Here is a 16,915-nt window from a genome sequence, read left to right as displayed (position 1 = left end):
TTTTGCCCCGCGCTGCCGCAGCCCCGATAATCGGGCCATGAATGAGAAGAAGGCAGGTGGAGCGGGAACGATCAAGAAGATCGCGATCAACACCGGTGGCGGCGATGCGCCGGGGCTGAACGCGGTGATTCGGGCCATCGTGTTGAGCGCCCGCCGCCGCGGCTGGAGCGTGGTCGGCATCGAGAACGGCTACGGGGGGCTGTTGCCGGACGATCCCGGGCAGGTGATCCCGCTGGGGAGCGACGAAGTGCGGGGGATCACGCACCGCGGCGGGACGATTCTGGGAACGACCAACCGCTCGGACCCGTTCGCGTGGCCGGTGCGCCTGCCGGACGGTTCGATCGAAGAGCGCGACCGGTCCGGCGAGGTCATCGAGAGCCTGCGGCAGCATGGCATCGACGCGCTGATCGCGATCGGCGGGGACGGCAGTCTCCACCTCGCGCACCGGCTGTCAAAGCGGGGGCTTCCCGTGGTCGGCGTGCCGAAGACGATCGACAACGACCTGTGCGGAACCAGTCTCACGTTCGGGTTTCTTACGGCAGTGGAGACGGCCACCGACGCGATCGGGAAACTTCACTCCACGGCGGAGAGCCACCGTCGCGTCATGGTGGTGGAAGTCATGGGACGGGACGCCGGCTGGATCGCGCTCTACAGCGGGCTGGCGGGCTCGGCCGACGTCATCCTCATCCCCGAGATTCCCTTCGACATCGAGAGGGTGTGCGACAAGATCCGGGAGCGTGAGGCCGCGGGGCGCGACTTCAGCATCGTCTGCGTGGCGGAGGGCGCATCGCCGGCCGGGGGCGAGATGGTGACGAAGACCGTCCACGGCGGCGGGGACGACCAGGAGCGGCTGGGCGGGCTGGGCGACATGGTGGCGCGCGAGATCGCCCGGCGCACGGGGAAGGAAACGCGGTCGCTGACGCTGGGCCACCTGCAGCGGGGCGGCACGCCGACCGCCTACGACCGCGTCATGTCGCTGCGCTTCGGCGCGGCCGCCGTGCGCTGCGTGGCCCGCGGCCGATTCGGGACGATGGTCGCGCTCGATCCGCCGCTCGTGCGGGCGATCCCGCTCGCCGAAGCGCTCGCCAACCCCAAGCTGGTGCCGGTGGACGGCGACATCGTGATGACGGCGCAGGCGATCGGGGTCAGCCTCGGCGACTGACCCCGACCACGGAGCTGCTGTTTCGGGAAGGTCAGCCGGTGGCGGCGGCGTAGCGGGCGGCCACGGCGGCCCAGTCCACCACGTCCCAGAACGCGGCGAGGTAGTCCGCCCGGCGGTTCTGGTAGTTCAGGTAGTACGCGTGCTCCCACACGTCCACGCCCAGGAGCGGCGTGTCGCCCTGCATCAGCGGGCTGTCCTGGTTCGCGGTGGAGTACACGGAGAGTTCGCCGCCGCCCCCGGCCACGAGCCACGCCCAGCCGCTGCCGAAGCGGGTGAGGCCCGCCTGCTGGAACGCCGCCTTGAAATCGTCGAAGGAACCGCAGGCGTTGTCGATGGCGGCCGCGAGGTCGCCGGACGGACTCCCGCCCCCGTCCGCGGACATCGAAGTCCAGAACAGCGAGTGGTTCGAGTGTCCGCCGCCGTGGTTCCGCACCGCGCCGCGGATCGACTCGGGGACGTCGGAGATGCCGCGCAGGAGGGCCTCCAGGGAGAGGCTCGCGAGGTCTTCGTGACCGTCGAGCGCGCCGTTCAGCATGTTCACGTACACCTGGTGATGCTTGCCGTGGTGGATCTCCATCGTGCGCGCGTCGATCGTCGGTTCGAGCGCGTCGTGGGCGTACGGCAGGTCGGGCAAGGCGTGCATCCTACCTCCTCGGAATCAAGAGCCCCCGGCCGGGGGCCATAGTGACGAATGCCGGATTCTTGAATGCTCCGCCAAGGTATGCGCGCGGTGGGGACCGTGACCAGCCACTTCCGCCTCCCGCGTGCTCCCGCGCGCTGCCACGGGCCGTGACCCGCTTCCCTCCTGCTTCGTCTTTCTCCTGTCCAATGGCTCCAACCATGAGGGGAGGGACTTCAACCATGGGAGGGGCTTCAAGCATGAGGGGAGGGATCGCGGTGGCGGGAAGATGTCGTGCCCTGGCGGTGGGGCTGCTCGTACTGGCGGTCGCGGGTTGTGCGGAAGAACGAGGCATCATCGGACCGCCGCTGCCCGATCCCCCCTTCGATCCCGAGTTGGCGGCGAACTCGATCTACTCGCTCCGGTTCGCCGCGGACAACGCGATCGTGGCGCAGGTGCGGACGATCGCCGAGGTGCTCGGGCTGGCCGCGCCCCCGGCGAATCGGGCGGCCCACGCCCGGCTCCGCGGCTCCTCCGACCGGGTCGATCTTCTCCGTGCCCTCGAACCGCGTTCGCTCGAACGGGCGGTGGCGAACGTCGCAGTGCGGCGCGGACGGGGCGCGAAGACCCCGCTCTTCCCGATCAACTTCCTCGGCAAGGAGTTCATCTTCGACGCGTCCATCGACGCGTATGTCGAGTACGGCGACGGAGGCCCGGAAAACGGGGTCCGGTTCGAACTGTACGTGGTGGACCTTTCGTCCGGCCTCCCCGCGCTGCCGCTGCGGCCGTTCGGGTTCGTGGATCTCACGGACGAGAGCGACGCGGTGTCCGCGCGGCTGCGGATGCGGGCCTTCGATACGAGCGGCGGCGGAACCCGTCGCATCGCGGACTACCTCGTGGACGGCGCCTTCGCGTCCGACGCGAACGGGGTGTCCGTGAGCCTGCTCGCCGAGGGGTTCGCGGAAGACCACAACGGGCGCTTCGACTTCGAACTCGACGAGTTGCTGGAGTTCGATGACGCGGCCGGCATGACGTATGTCACGTCCACGCACCGCGTGCTCTCGGCGGAGGGGACGGAGGTACGGCTGCGGGTCGGCGGCGATCTGCCGGTGGATGGGTCGCACGCGGAACTCCTCTTTCGCATGGACATCGACGGCTCGGCCGGACGGACGCTCGTCGACCTCGCCGTCGTGGACGGGGCGCAGGCGGGAGAGATCCGTCAGGCGGGGCGGGTGGAGGCGCTCGTGGAGGGCACGGTGGAGGCGCCTGTCTTCATCGATGCCGCCGGACGGGGATTCACCAGCTCGGAGCTGGCGGCGCTCAACGAGATCCTGTTCGGCATCGACGACGTGCTCGCCTTCGCCGGCGAGGCCTACGTCCCCCTCGCAGACCTCTTCGGCTACTAGCCGTCCGTGGCAAACCCCGGCTGTGTGCGGCGCCTCAGGCAGCGGCGATCTCGTTGAGGGCGCGGCGGACGAGGACGGGGATCATGGCGCGGCGCCATTCCGGATCGACGGTGATGTTGGAGAGCGGGTGGCACTGGCGGAACGCCTGCTCGGCCACGGCCTCGATCACGCCGGGACCGAGGCGGTTCCCCATGGCGGCGTCGTCGACCTTGCCCACATGGCGGGGGTACGAACCCATCGCGGAGACGACGAGGCGGAAATCGGACACGCGGCCGTCGTCGTCGCGGCCGACGCGCACCGCCAGGTTGGCCAGCGGGAAATCGATGGCCGCGCGCGGCCGGAGTTTCTGAAACGCGACCTGCGTACCCGGGGGCGGCCGCGGAACCCGGATCGCGACGACGAGTTCGCTTCTCCCCATGGACCGGTTCCAGATTCCGTCGGATGTGAAGAATTGTCGTATCGGCACGTCGCGCGTCCCGTCCGCGTCCGCGACCTCGAGGACCGCGTCGAGCACGGCGAGCACGGGCGGCGTGTCGGCCGAGTGCGCCGCGACGCAGCGGGTGCCGCCCTTCACGACGTGGCAGAGGTCGCCGTCCTTCTTCAGACAGTAGCCGAGCGCCTTCCGCCAGAACCTCGTCTGGTTGTAGTAGGCGCAGCGCGTGTCGAGGCAGACGTTGCCGCCGATGGTGCCGACCCGCCGCAACTGCGGACCGGACACGAGCTCGGCGGCGCGCGCGAGGCTGGGGATCCGCGCGAGGACTTCCGGGTGGGTCGCGACCGAGGTCAGCGTCTCGGCGGCCCCGATGCGGATCTCGGCCTCGGTGGCGGCGATCCCCCGCATCTCCCGAACCCGGCTGAGCGCGACGAGGTGGCCGGGCGTGAACAGCCCGTGCTTCATGTTGGGCACGAGGTCGGTTCCGCCGGCGATGGGCATCGCGTCGTCGCCGTGGGCGGCGAGCAGCGATAGCGCCTCGTCGAGGGCGCGCGGCATGTGGTATTCGTACGGATGAAGCCTGAGCATGTCCGGCAACCTAGTGTCGTGTCCCGGACGCGACACTAACCTGTGGGCCGGATCGCGCTCAAACCCGAACCCCGAAACCGGAGAAGACGTTGGATCCCGATTCGCTGAGAGCATTCGCGGCGGAGCTGGCCGAGGAGTCGGGCCGGGCGATCGCGGGCATGTTCCGCCATCCCGACCTGGCCGTGGAATCCAAGCCGGACGCGTCGCCCGTCACGGTGGCGGATCGCTACGCCGAGACGCTCCTGCGCGACCGGATCCTGGAGCGCTTCCCCGACCACGGCATCGTCGGGGAGGAGTTCGGCCCGCAGAACGACGATGCGGAATACGTCTGGGTGCTGGACCCGATCGACGGGACGATCTCCTTCGTCGCGGGCGTCCCCCTGTTCGGGACGCTCATCGGACTGCTGCGCGGCGGGGAGCCGATTCTGGGCGTGATCCACCAGCCGATCACGGGCGAGCTGGCCATCGGCACCCCGTCCGGGACGACCTTCAACGGGGAGGCGGTGAGGGTCCGGGAAGACCGCTCGCTGTCAGAGGCGATGCTCCTGACGACGGATCCGGGGGCGGTCGGCCGGCACCGGGACCTGGCGGGGTTCGAGGCGCTGTGGGCGAAAACGGCGCTGTACCGGGGCTGGGGCGACTGTTACGGGTATCTCATGGTCGCGACGGGGCGGGCCGACATCATGCTCGATCCCGTCATGCATCCGTGGGACATTGCGGCGCTGGTCCCGGTGATCCGGGGCGCGGGCGGCGTGATCACGACCTGGGAGGGGGACGATCCGATCGGCGGCGCGTCGACGGTGGCGGCCGCGCCGGCGCTCCACGGAGAGGTGATGGAGATCCTGAACGGAACTGGAACGTCATGACGGGAATCAGACGCCACCCGGGGCTAGCAGCCGCGCTTATGGCCGGCCTCGCGGCGTGCGGTGGGCCGGGGTCGATCGTGGTCGACAACGCGAACATCATCGACGGCACGGGAGCCGTGTGGCCGACCGGGCGGCTCGTCGTGGTCGACGGCCTGGTGACGTGCGTGGGCGCACCGGCCGACTGCGCCGGGCCGGGGGGCGTGGAGGTGCTCGACGCCGATGGCTTCTGGATCGTGCCGGGGCTGATCGACGTGAAGGAGGCCGCGGAGGTACCGAGCAACGAGCAGGCCGCCTACCTGGCCTTTCTGCTCGGTGTTACGACGGCGGCCGTCCCGGAGATTCCGGAGGGGCCCGAGGGGGAGCCGCTGCCCCCCACCGGCAGCGATGACGCGCGCATTCCCGCCCCGCGGCCGGCGACGCCCGTCGAGGAGCCGCCGTACCCGCTCGGCCTCTTCGGTCTGGCGCTCGCCGCCACGATCCCGCTCGACGCAAGCGGGCCGCCCGGCCGCGAGCCGCGAGATCTCCAGCTTTTCGCGCGGTCGCGGGCGACGCTGGCCGACCGCGAAGCATTGATGGACTCCGCCCGCGCGATGGGGGCTCGGGGCGCCGCGTTCGCGCCGCGCCTGCTGGAGCAGGAACGCTGGGCTGCGCCCTATCGGCTTCCTCACGGGATGAACCGCCTGGTCGAGTTCGCGATGGTCACGGAGCGCATTCAGGACCGGCTCCTTCCCGACCGCACGCCCGCCGAGGCCGAACGGCTGGGTGCGGCGCTGGAGGTGCTCCGCGAGTTCGTGCGGGAGTTCCACGCCGCCGGAGGATCCGTCTCCACGGCGACGAACGGCGCGCTCGCGCCGGGGCTGGCGCTGCACGAGGAGATGGACGCGCTCGTCGCGGCCGGATTGACGGCGGAGGACGCGCTTTACGCCGCCACGCGCGAGGCGGCCCGCCACCTGGGGCTCGACGATTCGCGGGGCACCCTGGAGCCGGGCAAGCTGGGGGACTTTCTGATTCTCGAGAGCGATCCGCGCCTGGACATTTCGCTCACGCAGACGGTGTCCCGCGTGGGCAAGGGCGGGGTCCTCTACGATCCGCCCACGCTCTTCGACGCCCTGCTCGACAACCCCGGCAACCGGGTTTCGGACAATCCCGTGCGGCTCCTCATCGGCGGGGCCGCGCTCCTGCTCACGCTGCTCCTCTTCGCGCGCGGCGTCCGGCGCCACCGCCGTTCGCTGGGGCCGCGCATCGTCCCCTGACGAGTACCGGAGCCGCCTGGAGGACCGGGAGGACCGCCGGGAGGACCGCCGGAAGAACAGCCGGGCGGGCTACCAGAACGGGTCCGTCGCGGCGAACGTCCGCCAGGACTCGATGAGGCCGGGCTCCGCCTCGCGCGCCCACCGGTCGCACCAGTCGCCGACTCGCACCGCTCCCTCCGTCACGAGTGGGTCGGCCGCGGCCAACTCCTGCGAGATCCGCCGGGCGACGGACGCGTCGTTCAGGTGGCCGAGGGCGTCCTGCAGCGCCGACAGACGTCGGAGGCAGGTGTCCACCGCCGGCCCCGGAAACAGGGTCCGCGAGTAGTCGCACGCATAGCGGAGCTTCTTGAGCGCGATCCTGACCCGGTGGCGCTCCGGCTCCGTGAGGCGATCGAAACCGCTCCCCGCCTTCATCAGGCTCCGATATCTCCCGATCAGCCTGCGCCTCGCGGTCTTCAGGAGGGGCTCGTCTGCGTCCCGCACGACGAGTCCGCCGCCGTGGGCCACGCGCAGCAGGTCGAGGACGAACCGGTTGAACCGCCGTCCCAGGATCAGTTTCCGGGCCGATTCGTGGGCCGCGTCCCGCCGTTCCCGTGCGGCGTCACGAAGCCGCGGCAGCGAGGACACTGCGGGGTGCGCGTCGATCACCGGAGGCAGCGTCTCGAGCAGGAAGACGTCGAGGTCGCGCGCCGGGCCCAGCCGCTTGAGCGCCCGCCGGGCCTCGCGGTTCAGGGCTGCGGCACGGGATCCGAGATGGGGCTTGAGGAATAGCAGCGCCGAGCGCAGCCGCCGCAGAGAGACGCGCAGTTGGTGGATGCCTTCGGGATCGCCGGCCTCCAGCACCGGAGCGAGATTCCCCGTCACGTGGATGGACGCGGCCCGGACGACCTTGGCGAGCGCCCCGTCGATCGAATCCGCCGGACCGAGCTTCGATCGGGTCGCCCGGACGGCGGGCGGCGACGTGCCGAGAAGCAGATCCGTGCCTCTCGCCGCCTTGGAGCGCGTGCCGATCCTGAGGCGGCGCTTCTCGAGGAGCGCCCGCGCACCCGACAGCATGTCCCCGACCGGCCCGCCCAGCAGTTCCAACTCCAGTTCGGCTACCCGCGCCTCGCGTTCGCCGGCCGAAATCCGCCCCGTGTCCAGAGACGCCTCGACCCGAGCGTCGCCGGTCCGGACCTCTTTCTTCGTGCGCTCGATGTCCGTGAGGAAGGTGGGGTTCAGCGCGTCGGCCTCCGCGATCCCGAGATCGCCGACGGGAGCCTCCGGCGGGAGTCGATCGAGCCGCGGCGGCCCCTCAGCCCCCGTGGTGGGCGGCAAGGACGAAGTCCACTCGCCGCGGGTCAGTCCGTCCCCCTCGTCCCGCTTCAGGGTCAGTTCCCGGACGCCGCGCCCGCTCCGGATTCTGAGAGCGAAGCCGCGATGTCGGAGATGGCCCTCCGGGGTGTCGTAGTAGACCGTCAGAAGCTGTTCGCGAACGGGGCGTGTATCGCCCAGGTCGTCGAACGCCGCGGACAACTCCCGCGCCCTTCCCGTCAGCTTGACCTCGACTTCGACCGTCGCGGACACCTGGAACCCCGTGTCGTTTCTCTAGGCCACCGCGGCGCAGGCCTCCTCGAGAAGGGCCGCCACGCGGTCGAGCGCCTCGTCGAGTTCCGCGGCCGGGTTGCCGAAGCCGATCCGCAGGTAGTGGTCCATCCCGAAGTGGTCTCCGGGGACGACGAGGACACCCCTCTCGGCCCGCAGCCGTTCCGCCAGCTCCGTCGAGTTGATGTCGAGACCGTAGCGCACGTAGCAGATCGCGCCGGCATCCGGCGCCCGGTACGAAAACAGGTCCGCGCGGTCGTCCAGCCAGCGGGTGACGCGAGCGACATTGGCGCGGATGATGCCCCGGGTCCTTTCGAGCACGCGGGGGCGTACCTCGGCGCTCAGCACGCGGCGCGCCGCGACGTCCGAGAGGGTGGCCGGCGTGATCGTCGTGTAGTCCTTCCGGCTCCAGAACTCCTCGTGCATGTGCGCCGGCGCCGTGATCCAGCCGAGCCGGAGACCCGGAAGCGCATAGGCCTTCGAGAGGGAGCCGGTCACGATCACCCGGTCGTAACGGCCCCAGAAGCTGGGCGTCTCCGGGCCCTCGACCTCCGCTCCGACATAGACCTCGTCCGCCAGAATCCAGGCCCCGACCGCCTCCGCCGCCTCGACGATCTCGTCCATGGCCGCGCCCGTGAGGACGGCTCCCGTCGGGTTGTTGGGATTCGTGACGATGACGAGGCGCGTCCCCGGCGTGATGACTTCCGCGGCGCTTCCCGGCGCAGGCTGCCAGCCACGCGCTTCATCGAGCTTCCACGAGACGACGTCCGCGCCCAGTCCTCGCGCCAATCCGGGCGTCTGGCCGTAGGTCGGTTCCAGCGCCACGACCCGGTCCCCGGCCGACACCAGGCTCCAGAGCACGACATAGTTGGCTTCGGCCCCGCCGGTCGTGACGATGATGTTCTCGGGAACGGCGCCCTCGTACAGGTCCGCAATCACGGCCTTGAGCGGGTCGGAACCGTCGCTCTGTCCGTATTCCAGGCGGACGCCGCCCAGGTCCAGGTCGATGAGTTCCAGGAGTTCCGACAGCGTCAGCGGGTGCACGCCGCTCTCGGAAAGGTTGTAGTCCACGCGGTGCTCGAACGTCGACTGCCACCGCTCCATCAGGAATGGGGGAACCCGCATCCTCTCCTCCGCTTGACTTGTGCGTTTGTCACATCTCATGCGATGTGACATCATCGGCGATGCGTCTTGTTCTCGACACGAACATCATCGTTGCCGGCTTACTAAGCCCCGGGGGCGCCTCGGCCAAATTGCTCGATCACGCGCTGGCGCGGGACTTCACCCTGCTTTTCTCGGTGGCGCTGGTGCTGGAATACGAGAGTACATGCAAGGTCCCGGCGCAGCGAATCGAGGCAGGCCTGGAGGAGGACGAAGTGGGAACCTTCATCTCGGCGATGTGCGCGGTGGCGGAGCCGATACGATCACGGTTTCTCTGGCGCCCACAACTCCGGGACCCGGCTGACGAGATGGTCCTGGAAGCCGCCATCAACGGAAACGCCGACGCATTGGTCACCTTCAACCGGCGGGATTTTGAGGACGCTGCAGACAGATTTGGCATTCCCGTGTTGTTGCCGAAGCGGGCTCTTCAGTGGATATCCGGATGACGAGAAAACAGAGACAGACCAGCATCTACCCCTTGCGCCTGCCCGCATCCCTCAAGATGGCGGTCCGCGAAATCAGTAGAGAGGACGGGACCAGCATCAATCAGTTCGTGGCCACGGCCGTTGCGGAAAAAATCGCGGCCTTGAGGACGGCCGAGTTCTTTGCCGAGCGCTCTGATGGGGCCGACATCGAGGCGGCACGAAGGCTCCTGAGGCGAAGCGGCGGCAAGCCACCTCACCCTGAGGATCGCCGCTGACGTAACAGTCTCGTCACGACGCTTGCCTGCCTGTGAAACCGGCCTAGAGTTGGCGCGGGAAGCACGGTGTGCGACACCCGGGCGCGACGGCTTTCCGGTCGTCACGGCCCCCAGCCAGGCGTTGATCCATTGTTCGAAACGATTGCTCTGCTTCTGATTCTCGGGCTCGCCACCTTCGACCTCTGGGTCGGGGTCGCAAACGATGCGGTGAACTTCCTGAACTCGGCGTTCGGGTCCCGGGTGGCGCGGCGGCGCCTCATCATGATCATCGCTACGATCGGGATCCTCCTCGGCGCGTTCACATCGAGCGGCCTCATGGAAGTGGCGCGGCGCGGCGTGTTCGACCCCAGCTTCTTCACCAACGTGGACGGGACGATCATCCTGACCTCGATCCTCGCGCTCTATCTCGGGGTCATGGCGGCGGACGTCCTTCTCCTGGACCTGTTCAACACCTTCGGGCTGCCGACGAGCACGACCGTATCGATCGTGTCGGAACTCGTGGGCGCCTCGATCGCGGTCGCCCTCTGGACCACGGCGGGCGGATTCCGCGAAGCGCTGGCAGTCATCAACACCGGGCCGGTGCTCGGCATCTACACCGCCATCTTCCTCTCCGTGATCACCGCCTTCGTGAGCGCGGCCGCGATCATGTGGCTGGTCCGGATCCTGTACGGATTCGACCTGAAGGAGAGCTTTCCGCGCTGGGGCTGGCTCTGGACCGGCGTCTCGTTCTCCGCGATGTCCTATTTCGTGCTGTTCAAGGGTCTGCAGGGCGCCGCGCTTCTCGGCGAGGAGACGATGACGATGCTGCGCGAGCAGATCTTCCTGATCCTCGTCGGCGTGTTCGTCCTGTCCAGCGTGTTCGCGCTGGTGTTGCGGCGGCGACCCAGGACGGTGGTCGGCGTCATCGTCCTCACCGGTACGGGCGCGCTGTCCATGGCATTCGCCGGAAACGACCTCGTCAATTTCATCGGTCCATCGGTCGCGGCCTTCCAGGCGGTGCTCGTGGAAGGGGTCGACCTTTCCGGCCGGGTGCCGACGCCGCCGTGGGCGCTGCTGGCGGCAGGCATCATCATGGCCGTGGCGCTCATCCGGTCCCGGAAGGCGCGTCGGGTGACGGACACCGAGATCCGGCTGGCCGCCCAGAGCCACACGCCGCAGCGCTTCCGTGACAGCAAGCTGGGTACGTCGATCGCGACGTGGGGGTACTCGGGCTTCCTCTTCGCCAAGCGCCTCACGCCGCGCAGGATCCGGGAGCATATCGAGGTGCAGACCGCACCGCCCCCGCCGGATCCCCAGGATCCTCCGTACGACCTGCTGCGCGCCAGCGTGAATCTGACCGTCGCGGCGCTGCTCATCTCCATCGGCACCGCGAACAGGCTGCCCCTGTCGACCACCTACATCACGTTCATGGCCGCGATGGGCGCCTCCTTCGGGGACCGAACGTGGACGACCATCGACGGCGGCCAGCGCGTGACGGGCATCATGGTGGTGCTCGGCGGCTGGCTCCTCACGGGCCTCATCGCCGCTTCGGTCGCCTTCATGATGGCCTCGCTGATCGTGCTGACCGGGGCGGCCGGCCTGCCGATCGTCGCCGTGCTGGTCGCCGTCGGCATGTGGCGGCTCGGAAGGGTCCACCGGCCCGAGCCGGAGCACGGCTGATTCCCGGCCCGCCCGGCGCGTCGCCTCGAAACGCGCCGGGCCGGGCCAAGCGGGTCAGCCCATGCGGGCGTCGACCGTCAACTCGTCCTGGTCCATCGTGCCCCACAGAACCATGGAGCCCGCGAGAATGATGATCGAGGGATAGAAGAGGACCTGCGACCCCTCGAGGACCCAGCCCCACGGATCGAGGATCGACCGCCACACGGCGAGCGCCGTGATGAGGAGGACGACGAACGCCGCGGGGTACGCCCACTTCCTCAGCAGGCCCGCCACCACCAGCAGTCCGAGGGCGATCTCCAGGCCGCCGAACACGTTCTGGACGACCGCCTGCGTACCGATCCCGAGATAGAAGCTCTCGGCCACGCGCTGGCCGTGCTCCACGTCGGCAAACTTGTCGAGCCCCCACATCACCAGCAGCCACCCCGTGCTCACTCTCAGCAGCAACAGACCCCAGCGTTTCATGTCGGCCTCCGGTTCCGGTGTCGCGGGACGTTCCTCGTTCCTTCAAGAGTGGTTCGCCGTAAACGGGGGCGTCAATCGGGGGGGCCAGCGCGGACGTCCATCGCGGACGTCCATCGCCACAGGCGTGGCGGGTGTTTTGACGCGGGGGCCGGACGGCTAATTTTCCGGCCGGTGGGTCGGAAGCTCAAGTTTCGGGGGATCGGGACGAATGACGGTCGGTTCGAGAGGCAGGACAACGGCAGGGCTTTTGCCACGGACTGCCGGAGACGGACACGGCGAAGCGCGGCGCTCGTGGCCGGCGCGCGCGGCGCTGATCGCCGCCTTCGCGGGATCACTCCTCCCGGACCCGGGCGCGGCGCAGCTTCCCCGGCAGGGGGCGTTCGATCTCGAGAAGGGAGACATCGCCGTCGCCCTCGACCGCACGGCCTACCTCGCCGGCGAGGCCGCCGACCTCGCGGTGCGCCTCACCATCGAGGACGGCTGGCACACGAACAGCTACGAGCCGACCTACGACTACCTGATCGCGACGGAGATCGAGATCGAGGCGCCGCCGGACTGGCCAGCGGCGGAGACGCCTCGCTATCCCCCGGGCGAGATGAAGCGCTTCGAGTTTGCGCCCACCGCCATCTCCGTGTACGAGGGCGAGATCTTCATCCGGGCCGTGCTGCCGACGCCGGCGGGAGCGGCGACCGGCACGTACCCCATCCGAACGAACGTCACCTACCAGGCGTGCGACGACAAAATGTGCCTCGCGCCGGTGACTACGCCGGCCACGGTGGGACTGACGATCGACGCGGGAGGAGAAGTCGCGAACCCCGAGTTCTTCGCTGCGGCGGAAGCCGGGACGGGCGGCGGCGCCTCGCAGATCGGGGGCGCGGGACGAGGCTTCCTGTGGTTCGTGCTCCTGGGCTTCCTGGGCGGGCTGATCCTGAACGCGATGCCGTGCGTGCTGCCCGTGCTGTCGCTCAAGGTGTTCGGGCTGATGAAGAGCGCGGAGGGGGGCAGGCGCGCGCTCACGACGGGAAGCCTCGCCACGGCGGCGGGGATCGTCCTCTCCTTCCTGCTGCTGGCGGGGGCCGCGATCGGGGCGCGCGCGGCCGGGGTCGCGGTGGGCTGGGGGATCCAGTTCCAGGAGCCGGTGTTCGTTGGGGCGCTCGCGGTCGTGATCCTGCTCTTCACGCTCAACATGTGGGGACTGTTCGAGATCCATCTCCCGGGGACACTGGCGAAGGTGGGCTCGTCGGGTCCGTCCGAGGGGCTCGCGGGGCACCTGGCGACCGGCTTCTTCGCCACGCTGATGGCGACGCCCTGCTCCGCCCCCTTCCTGGGGACCGCGCTCGGCTTCGCGCTCACGCAGGACTCGGTTACGACGGCCGCCATGTTCGGCGCGATCGGCACCGGGATGGCCTCTCCGTACCTGCTCCTGGCGGCGTTCCCGGCGGCGGGGCGCGTGCTGCCGCGGCCGGGCGCGTGGATGGCGACCTTCCGCGTGGTGATGGGGTTCCTGCTCGCGGCGACGCTCGTGTGGCTCCTTTTCGTCATGTCGGGCCTGGTGTCGGCGCCGCGCGTGGCCTTCTTCGAGATTGGGCTGCTGGCCGTGGCCCTCGCGATCTGGCTCGCCAGCCGGGCGCAGCGGGGGCGGGCGCCGCGCCGCCTCGCCGGGGTCGCCGCGGCGGCGCTGACGGTCGTGGCCGTCTCCACCGTGGCCGCGGGGCGGTCCGAAGCGGGGCCCTCGACGATCGGCGTCGCGCCGGAGGACCGGCTGATCGCCTGGCAGCCTTTCGACCGCGAGCGGGCCGAGGGGCTCGCGGCCGAGGGCACCTACGTGTTCGTCGACGTGACGGCGGACTGGTGTTTCACCTGCAAGATCAACGAGACGCTCTTCCTGGAGACGGAGGAAGTGGCCGGGGCGTTCGAGCAATACGACGTCATCGCCATGCGGGCCGACTGGACGCGGCGCGACGATTCGATCAGCCGCTACCTGGCCGACTTCGGCCGCTACGGCATCCCCTTCTACGTGCTCTACCGGCCGGACCAGGAGCCGCACGTCTTCTCGGAACTGATCTCGAAGTCCGCGATCCTCGACCTGCTCGGAGACTAGCAGCCCGCTAAGTCCCTCCATTGGCCTGCTCGGGGCGAAGCGGAGTCACCACAACCTGGTGAGCGTCGAATGGATCCAATCGGCGCAGCAACACTGCGTCGCCTCGCGCGTCGAGCAACCGGTCCTCACCATCCATGCTCACCGTGAACAGCAGCCGCTCCCGGTCGATGTCCCACACTCGCCACGTTACGCCATCCTGGCCGGGAAGCCGATAATCTCTCACCCAGAGTCTCGAATCGAAGTCCGTCAGCATCGCATCGATCGGGGGCGCCACTTCGTTTGCCGGCCAGTCAGGCCAAGTGGGGAGTCCCTCCTCTATGGCCGACGGCGGGAACGGGAACCTGCCGTCCACCGCGGCCTCCATGAGCCGCCCCCTACTCTCCTCCCACTCCGACGCCTCGGAGTCTCGCCCCCTTCGCACCTGGTCTGCGGACAGCCTGACGCCGGCCGGCATGGGAATACTGGCGACCGGCACGCCGCTCCAGTCGAGTACCGAGATGGATCCCTGGTCAGTTTCGGCGACGACGAGACGGTCTGCGGTCGCCGCCTCCAATGTCCGGTGCCCAAACACCACGGGACTGTCACGTCTCGTGTCGGAGTACCGTTCGTTGCCTTGTGTCTCCGCGACCACTCGAAGTCCGCCGGCGGCATCCACCGCCACATACCGAGCTTGCTGCCAGTATCGACCTTCGGATTTCCGCACCATCGTGTTGTCGACTCTGTCGCGGAAGACCGTGCTGCCGTCTGGATGACGGGCTACCAGCCGCGGTTGAAGGCTGTTGAGCGGAACATCCAGGTAGCTTTGTGAGTGGCCAAAATCGCCATCGTGGCCAATCGACACGATACGACCCCTGTGGAAGTCGCTAAGGATGACACTCTCCGACGCGCGAACCGCCCGCCCTATGAAGCCGAATTCCTCCGGCCCCCCTCCCTCGCGCCCCACCACTCGGTGCTCCCCGGACGCCATGTCGATCATGTGGATCTCGGTGCGGTCCACCACAACGAGACCGCCGTCCGGCATGAAGAAGCCACTTCCGACGGATAGCAGCCGCTCGGAAAGATCCCTGTGCTCCGACGAATCGAAGACCGGGTCGGTCGAGGGACGACGCGGGGCGCGCTGCCGCGCTGGGGCAGCCGCTTCGATCCGGTCGAGGAACGGCGCCACGTCCAGGAGGACGATGTCGTCGCGCTGGCGGAGTTCGCGGAGGAACGGGCCCTTGTGTCCCGCGCCGTAGGTGAGGAGGAAGCGGACGCCCTCGCCGCGATGCCGGTCCAGCCCAGCCTCGATGTACGCCCAGTGCGAGGCGTTGATCGCGTCCCAGCCTCCGGGGCCCAGATCCGCGTCGAACAGGCGGGCGTACGTCCGCATGCGGATGTCGTAGGCCTCGTCGTAGGCATCCGTGTGGATCCAGCGCGGGTCGTCCGCCGCGCCCGCGGCGAGCGCCTCGGCTGAAGCGTCCGCGGCGGCCCGGTATTCCGCCCAGCCGGCGGCCCGATCCGGGTCCCGCGAATAGGCATCGAGATACGCGGCCCGGAAGTCCGACATCGGCTCGGTCCACCCGGCGGTGGGGATGACCTCGAAGTCCAGTTCGCGGGAGAGGGGGAAGAGTCCCTCCATGTACTCGGGGAAGCGGCGGACCCGCGGCTCCTCGACCGTCCCGGTGGCTTCGAACTCGGCCCATGCCCGGTCCCAGCGGTTGGGCGGGATCTCCGTCAGCCAGTAGTCAGGATCGATCTCCCGCACCAGATCGCTCACGACTTCCAGACTGAACAGCTCGCTGGTCTCGTGGCCCGAGTGGATCATCCCCAGCACGACGACCTCGTTGAGCACCGCCTCCTCTCCTGAGGCAGCCGATGATTCCGCCGCGGGCGACCGCGCAGTCGGCGCCAGTTCGACCAGCGTGCCCGAGATCTCGTTCGCCACGAACACGCGCTCGCCGTCCGGGTGCACCCGGAGGACGATGGGCTGCTCGCCGACCTCCAGCCGCTGCACGACGGCGCGGGACTCGAGGTCGATGACGGAGACGGTGCTCCCGCCCGCGTTGTTGACCAGCGCATGGCGGCCGTCCGCGGGCACCGCGACGGAGAACGGCCGGGGGCCGAGGCCCTCCGACACCCGGCCCGTGACCGCGAAGGACGCGGTGTTGATAAAGGCCACCTCGTCCGACCCGCCACAGGCGACGACGTACGTGACCTGGTCGGGCGTGAGTGCCCCGCCCGGTGGGCCGGGACACGCCTCGACCGTGGCGTCCAGCTCACCGTTCAGGAGGTCGATGACGGAGACGGATCCCGCGTCGAGGTTGGGGACGAAGGCGTGGGACCCGTCCCACATGACGTCCGCGGGATAGGGGCGATCGCCGGTGGCGTGGAACGCGCGCGGCGTGCCCTCGCGGGTGTCCACCGTCCACAGCCGGTCGGAGAACTCGGTCGTGATCCAGGTCTCTCCGCGCACGGTCCCGGGCGTGAACAGCGACGGACCCGCCCCGACGTCCCACACGGCGCCGGGAACGATCCGGCCCTCCTCGTCGAGCCGGATGAGCGTCGAATCCCGGAACTGGCTCACGAGCCAGCCGCCGTCGACGCGGACGAGGTCGAGCGGCGCGTCCCCCGCTTCCCAGCGCGCCACGACGGCGGACGCGGAGAGATCCACGACCGCGATCCCGCCTTCGCCGCTCAAGGCGACCCAGGCCGTGTCTCCGTCCGCGCTGAACCGGATGCCGTGCGGGGCGGCGCCCACGTCGATCGTCGTGACGACCCGGAAGGGCTCCTCGGTGTCGACCGGCTGCCGCGGCGACTCGGCGCAGGCGGCCGCCGCGAGCGCCGCCGCGATGGCCGCGCCCGGGAGGGCTTGGTGCGAGCACACGAATTGTCTCATCTTTGACTCCCTGGCCGGTCGGAACCGCGGTCGCGCAAGCTCGTCC

14 protein-coding genes are annotated in these 16,915 nt (G+C 69.4%); 8 read left to right on the top strand and 6 right to left on the bottom strand.

Translation table 11 applies throughout. From position 1 onward, the window contains the following. Nucleotides 1–37 precede the first annotated feature (37 nt). A complete protein-coding gene (locus RN743_RS08795; RefSeq protein ID WP_310779034.1) occupies nt 38–1,162 on the top strand; it encodes an ATP-dependent 6-phosphofructokinase in 1,125 nt (374 codons plus the stop codon). A 31-nt stretch (nt 1,163–1,193) separates the two neighbouring features. Here RN743_RS08795 and RN743_RS08790 read toward each other — a convergent pair whose 3' ends face one another. Next, nucleotides 1,194–1,805, bottom strand: a complete 612-nt coding sequence (locus RN743_RS08790) for a superoxide dismutase (protein ID WP_310779031.1) — start codon at nt 1,803–1,805, stop codon at nt 1,194–1,196. A 236-nt stretch (nt 1,806–2,041) separates the two neighbouring features. On the opposite strand from RN743_RS08790, the gene RN743_RS08785 reads away from it, so the two are divergent. Next, on the top strand, nt 2,042–3,187 hold the full coding sequence (locus RN743_RS08785; RefSeq protein WP_310779028.1) for a hypothetical protein: 1,146 nt from the start codon (nt 2,042–2,044) through the stop codon (nt 3,185–3,187). 34 nt (nt 3,188–3,221) lie between these two features. On the opposite strand, the gene RN743_RS08780 is transcribed toward RN743_RS08785, so the two are convergent. Beyond that, nucleotides 3,222–4,208, bottom strand: a complete 987-nt coding sequence (locus tag RN743_RS08780) for an FAD binding domain-containing protein (protein WP_310779025.1) — start codon at nt 4,206–4,208, stop codon at nt 3,222–3,224. Between the two features lie 89 nt (nt 4,209–4,297). Here RN743_RS08780 and hisN point away from each other — a divergent pair, with 89 nt between their 5' ends. Both hisN and RN743_RS08770 read left to right on the top strand, forming a co-directional pair. After that, complete coding sequence (gene hisN, locus RN743_RS08775; protein WP_310779023.1) at nt 4,298–5,074, top strand: histidinol-phosphatase; 777 nt, start codon at nt 4,298–4,300, stop codon at nt 5,072–5,074. After that, nucleotides 5,071–6,327, top strand: coding sequence for an amidohydrolase family protein (locus tag RN743_RS08770; protein WP_310779020.1), 1,257 nt, complete (start codon nt 5,071–5,073; stop codon nt 6,325–6,327). Before hisN ends, RN743_RS08770 begins: the two co-directional genes overlap by 4 nt. A 69-nt stretch (nt 6,328–6,396) precedes the next feature. Here the strand turns inward: RN743_RS08770 and RN743_RS08765 are convergent, their stop codons facing one another. Together RN743_RS08765 and RN743_RS08760 are read right to left on the bottom strand one after the other, a co-directional pair. Beyond that, the gene (locus RN743_RS08765; RefSeq protein ID WP_310779017.1) at nt 6,397–7,893 is read right to left on the bottom strand and encodes a CHAD domain-containing protein; all 1,497 of its coding nucleotides are present in this window, start codon (nt 7,891–7,893) and stop codon (nt 6,397–6,399) included. 21 nt (nt 7,894–7,914) lie between these two features. Next, nucleotides 7,915–9,036, bottom strand: coding sequence for an aminotransferase class I/II-fold pyridoxal phosphate-dependent enzyme (locus tag RN743_RS08760; RefSeq protein ID WP_310779014.1), 1,122 nt, complete (start codon nt 9,034–9,036; stop codon nt 7,915–7,917). Nucleotides 9,037–9,095: 59 nt separating this feature from the next. Here RN743_RS08760 and RN743_RS08755 point away from each other — a divergent pair, with 59 nt between their 5' ends. The 3 genes from RN743_RS08755 (at nt 9,096) to RN743_RS08745 (ending at nt 11,431) form a co-directional block, all read left to right on the top strand. Continuing rightward, entirely contained in the window at nt 9,096–9,518 is a 423-nt protein-coding gene (locus RN743_RS08755; RefSeq protein WP_310779011.1) for a putative toxin-antitoxin system toxin component, PIN family, read from the top strand. Beyond that, nucleotides 9,515–9,772, top strand: coding sequence for a hypothetical protein (locus RN743_RS08750; RefSeq protein WP_310779008.1), 258 nt, complete (start codon nt 9,515–9,517; stop codon nt 9,770–9,772). Before RN743_RS08755 ends, RN743_RS08750 begins: the two co-directional genes overlap by 4 nt. 129 nt (nt 9,773–9,901) lie before the next feature. Next, the gene (locus RN743_RS08745) at nt 9,902–11,431 is read left to right on the top strand and encodes an inorganic phosphate transporter (RefSeq protein ID WP_310779005.1); all 1,530 of its coding nucleotides are present in this window, start codon (nt 9,902–9,904) and stop codon (nt 11,429–11,431) included. Between the two features lie 54 nt (nt 11,432–11,485). On the opposite strand, the gene RN743_RS08740 is transcribed toward RN743_RS08745, so the two are convergent. Beyond that, complete coding sequence (locus RN743_RS08740) at nt 11,486–11,893, bottom strand: DoxX family membrane protein (protein ID WP_310779002.1); 408 nt, start codon at nt 11,891–11,893, stop codon at nt 11,486–11,488. A gap of 247 nt (nt 11,894–12,140) precedes the next feature. Here RN743_RS08740 and RN743_RS08735 point away from each other — a divergent pair, with 247 nt between their 5' ends. After that, nucleotides 12,141–13,994: a thioredoxin family protein gene (locus RN743_RS08735; protein WP_310779000.1), complete on the top strand. Its 1,854-nt coding sequence runs from the start codon at nt 12,141–12,143 to the stop codon at nt 13,992–13,994. 7 nt (nt 13,995–14,001) lie between these two features. Here RN743_RS08735 and RN743_RS08730 read toward each other — a convergent pair whose 3' ends face one another. Beyond that, on the bottom strand, nt 14,002–16,869 hold the full coding sequence (locus tag RN743_RS08730; protein ID WP_310778998.1) for a YncE family protein: 2,868 nt from the start codon (nt 16,867–16,869) through the stop codon (nt 14,002–14,004). Between the last annotated feature and the right edge of the window lie 46 nt (nt 16,870–16,915).

Origin of the sequence: Candidatus Palauibacter scopulicola, assembly GCF_947581915.1 — a bacterium.
Lineage (GTDB): Bacteria > Gemmatimonadota > Gemmatimonadetes > Palauibacterales > Palauibacteraceae > Palauibacter > Palauibacter scopulicola.
Note: the sequence above shows the minus strand (reverse complement) of the source record. Positions and strands in the feature narration are given on the sequence as shown.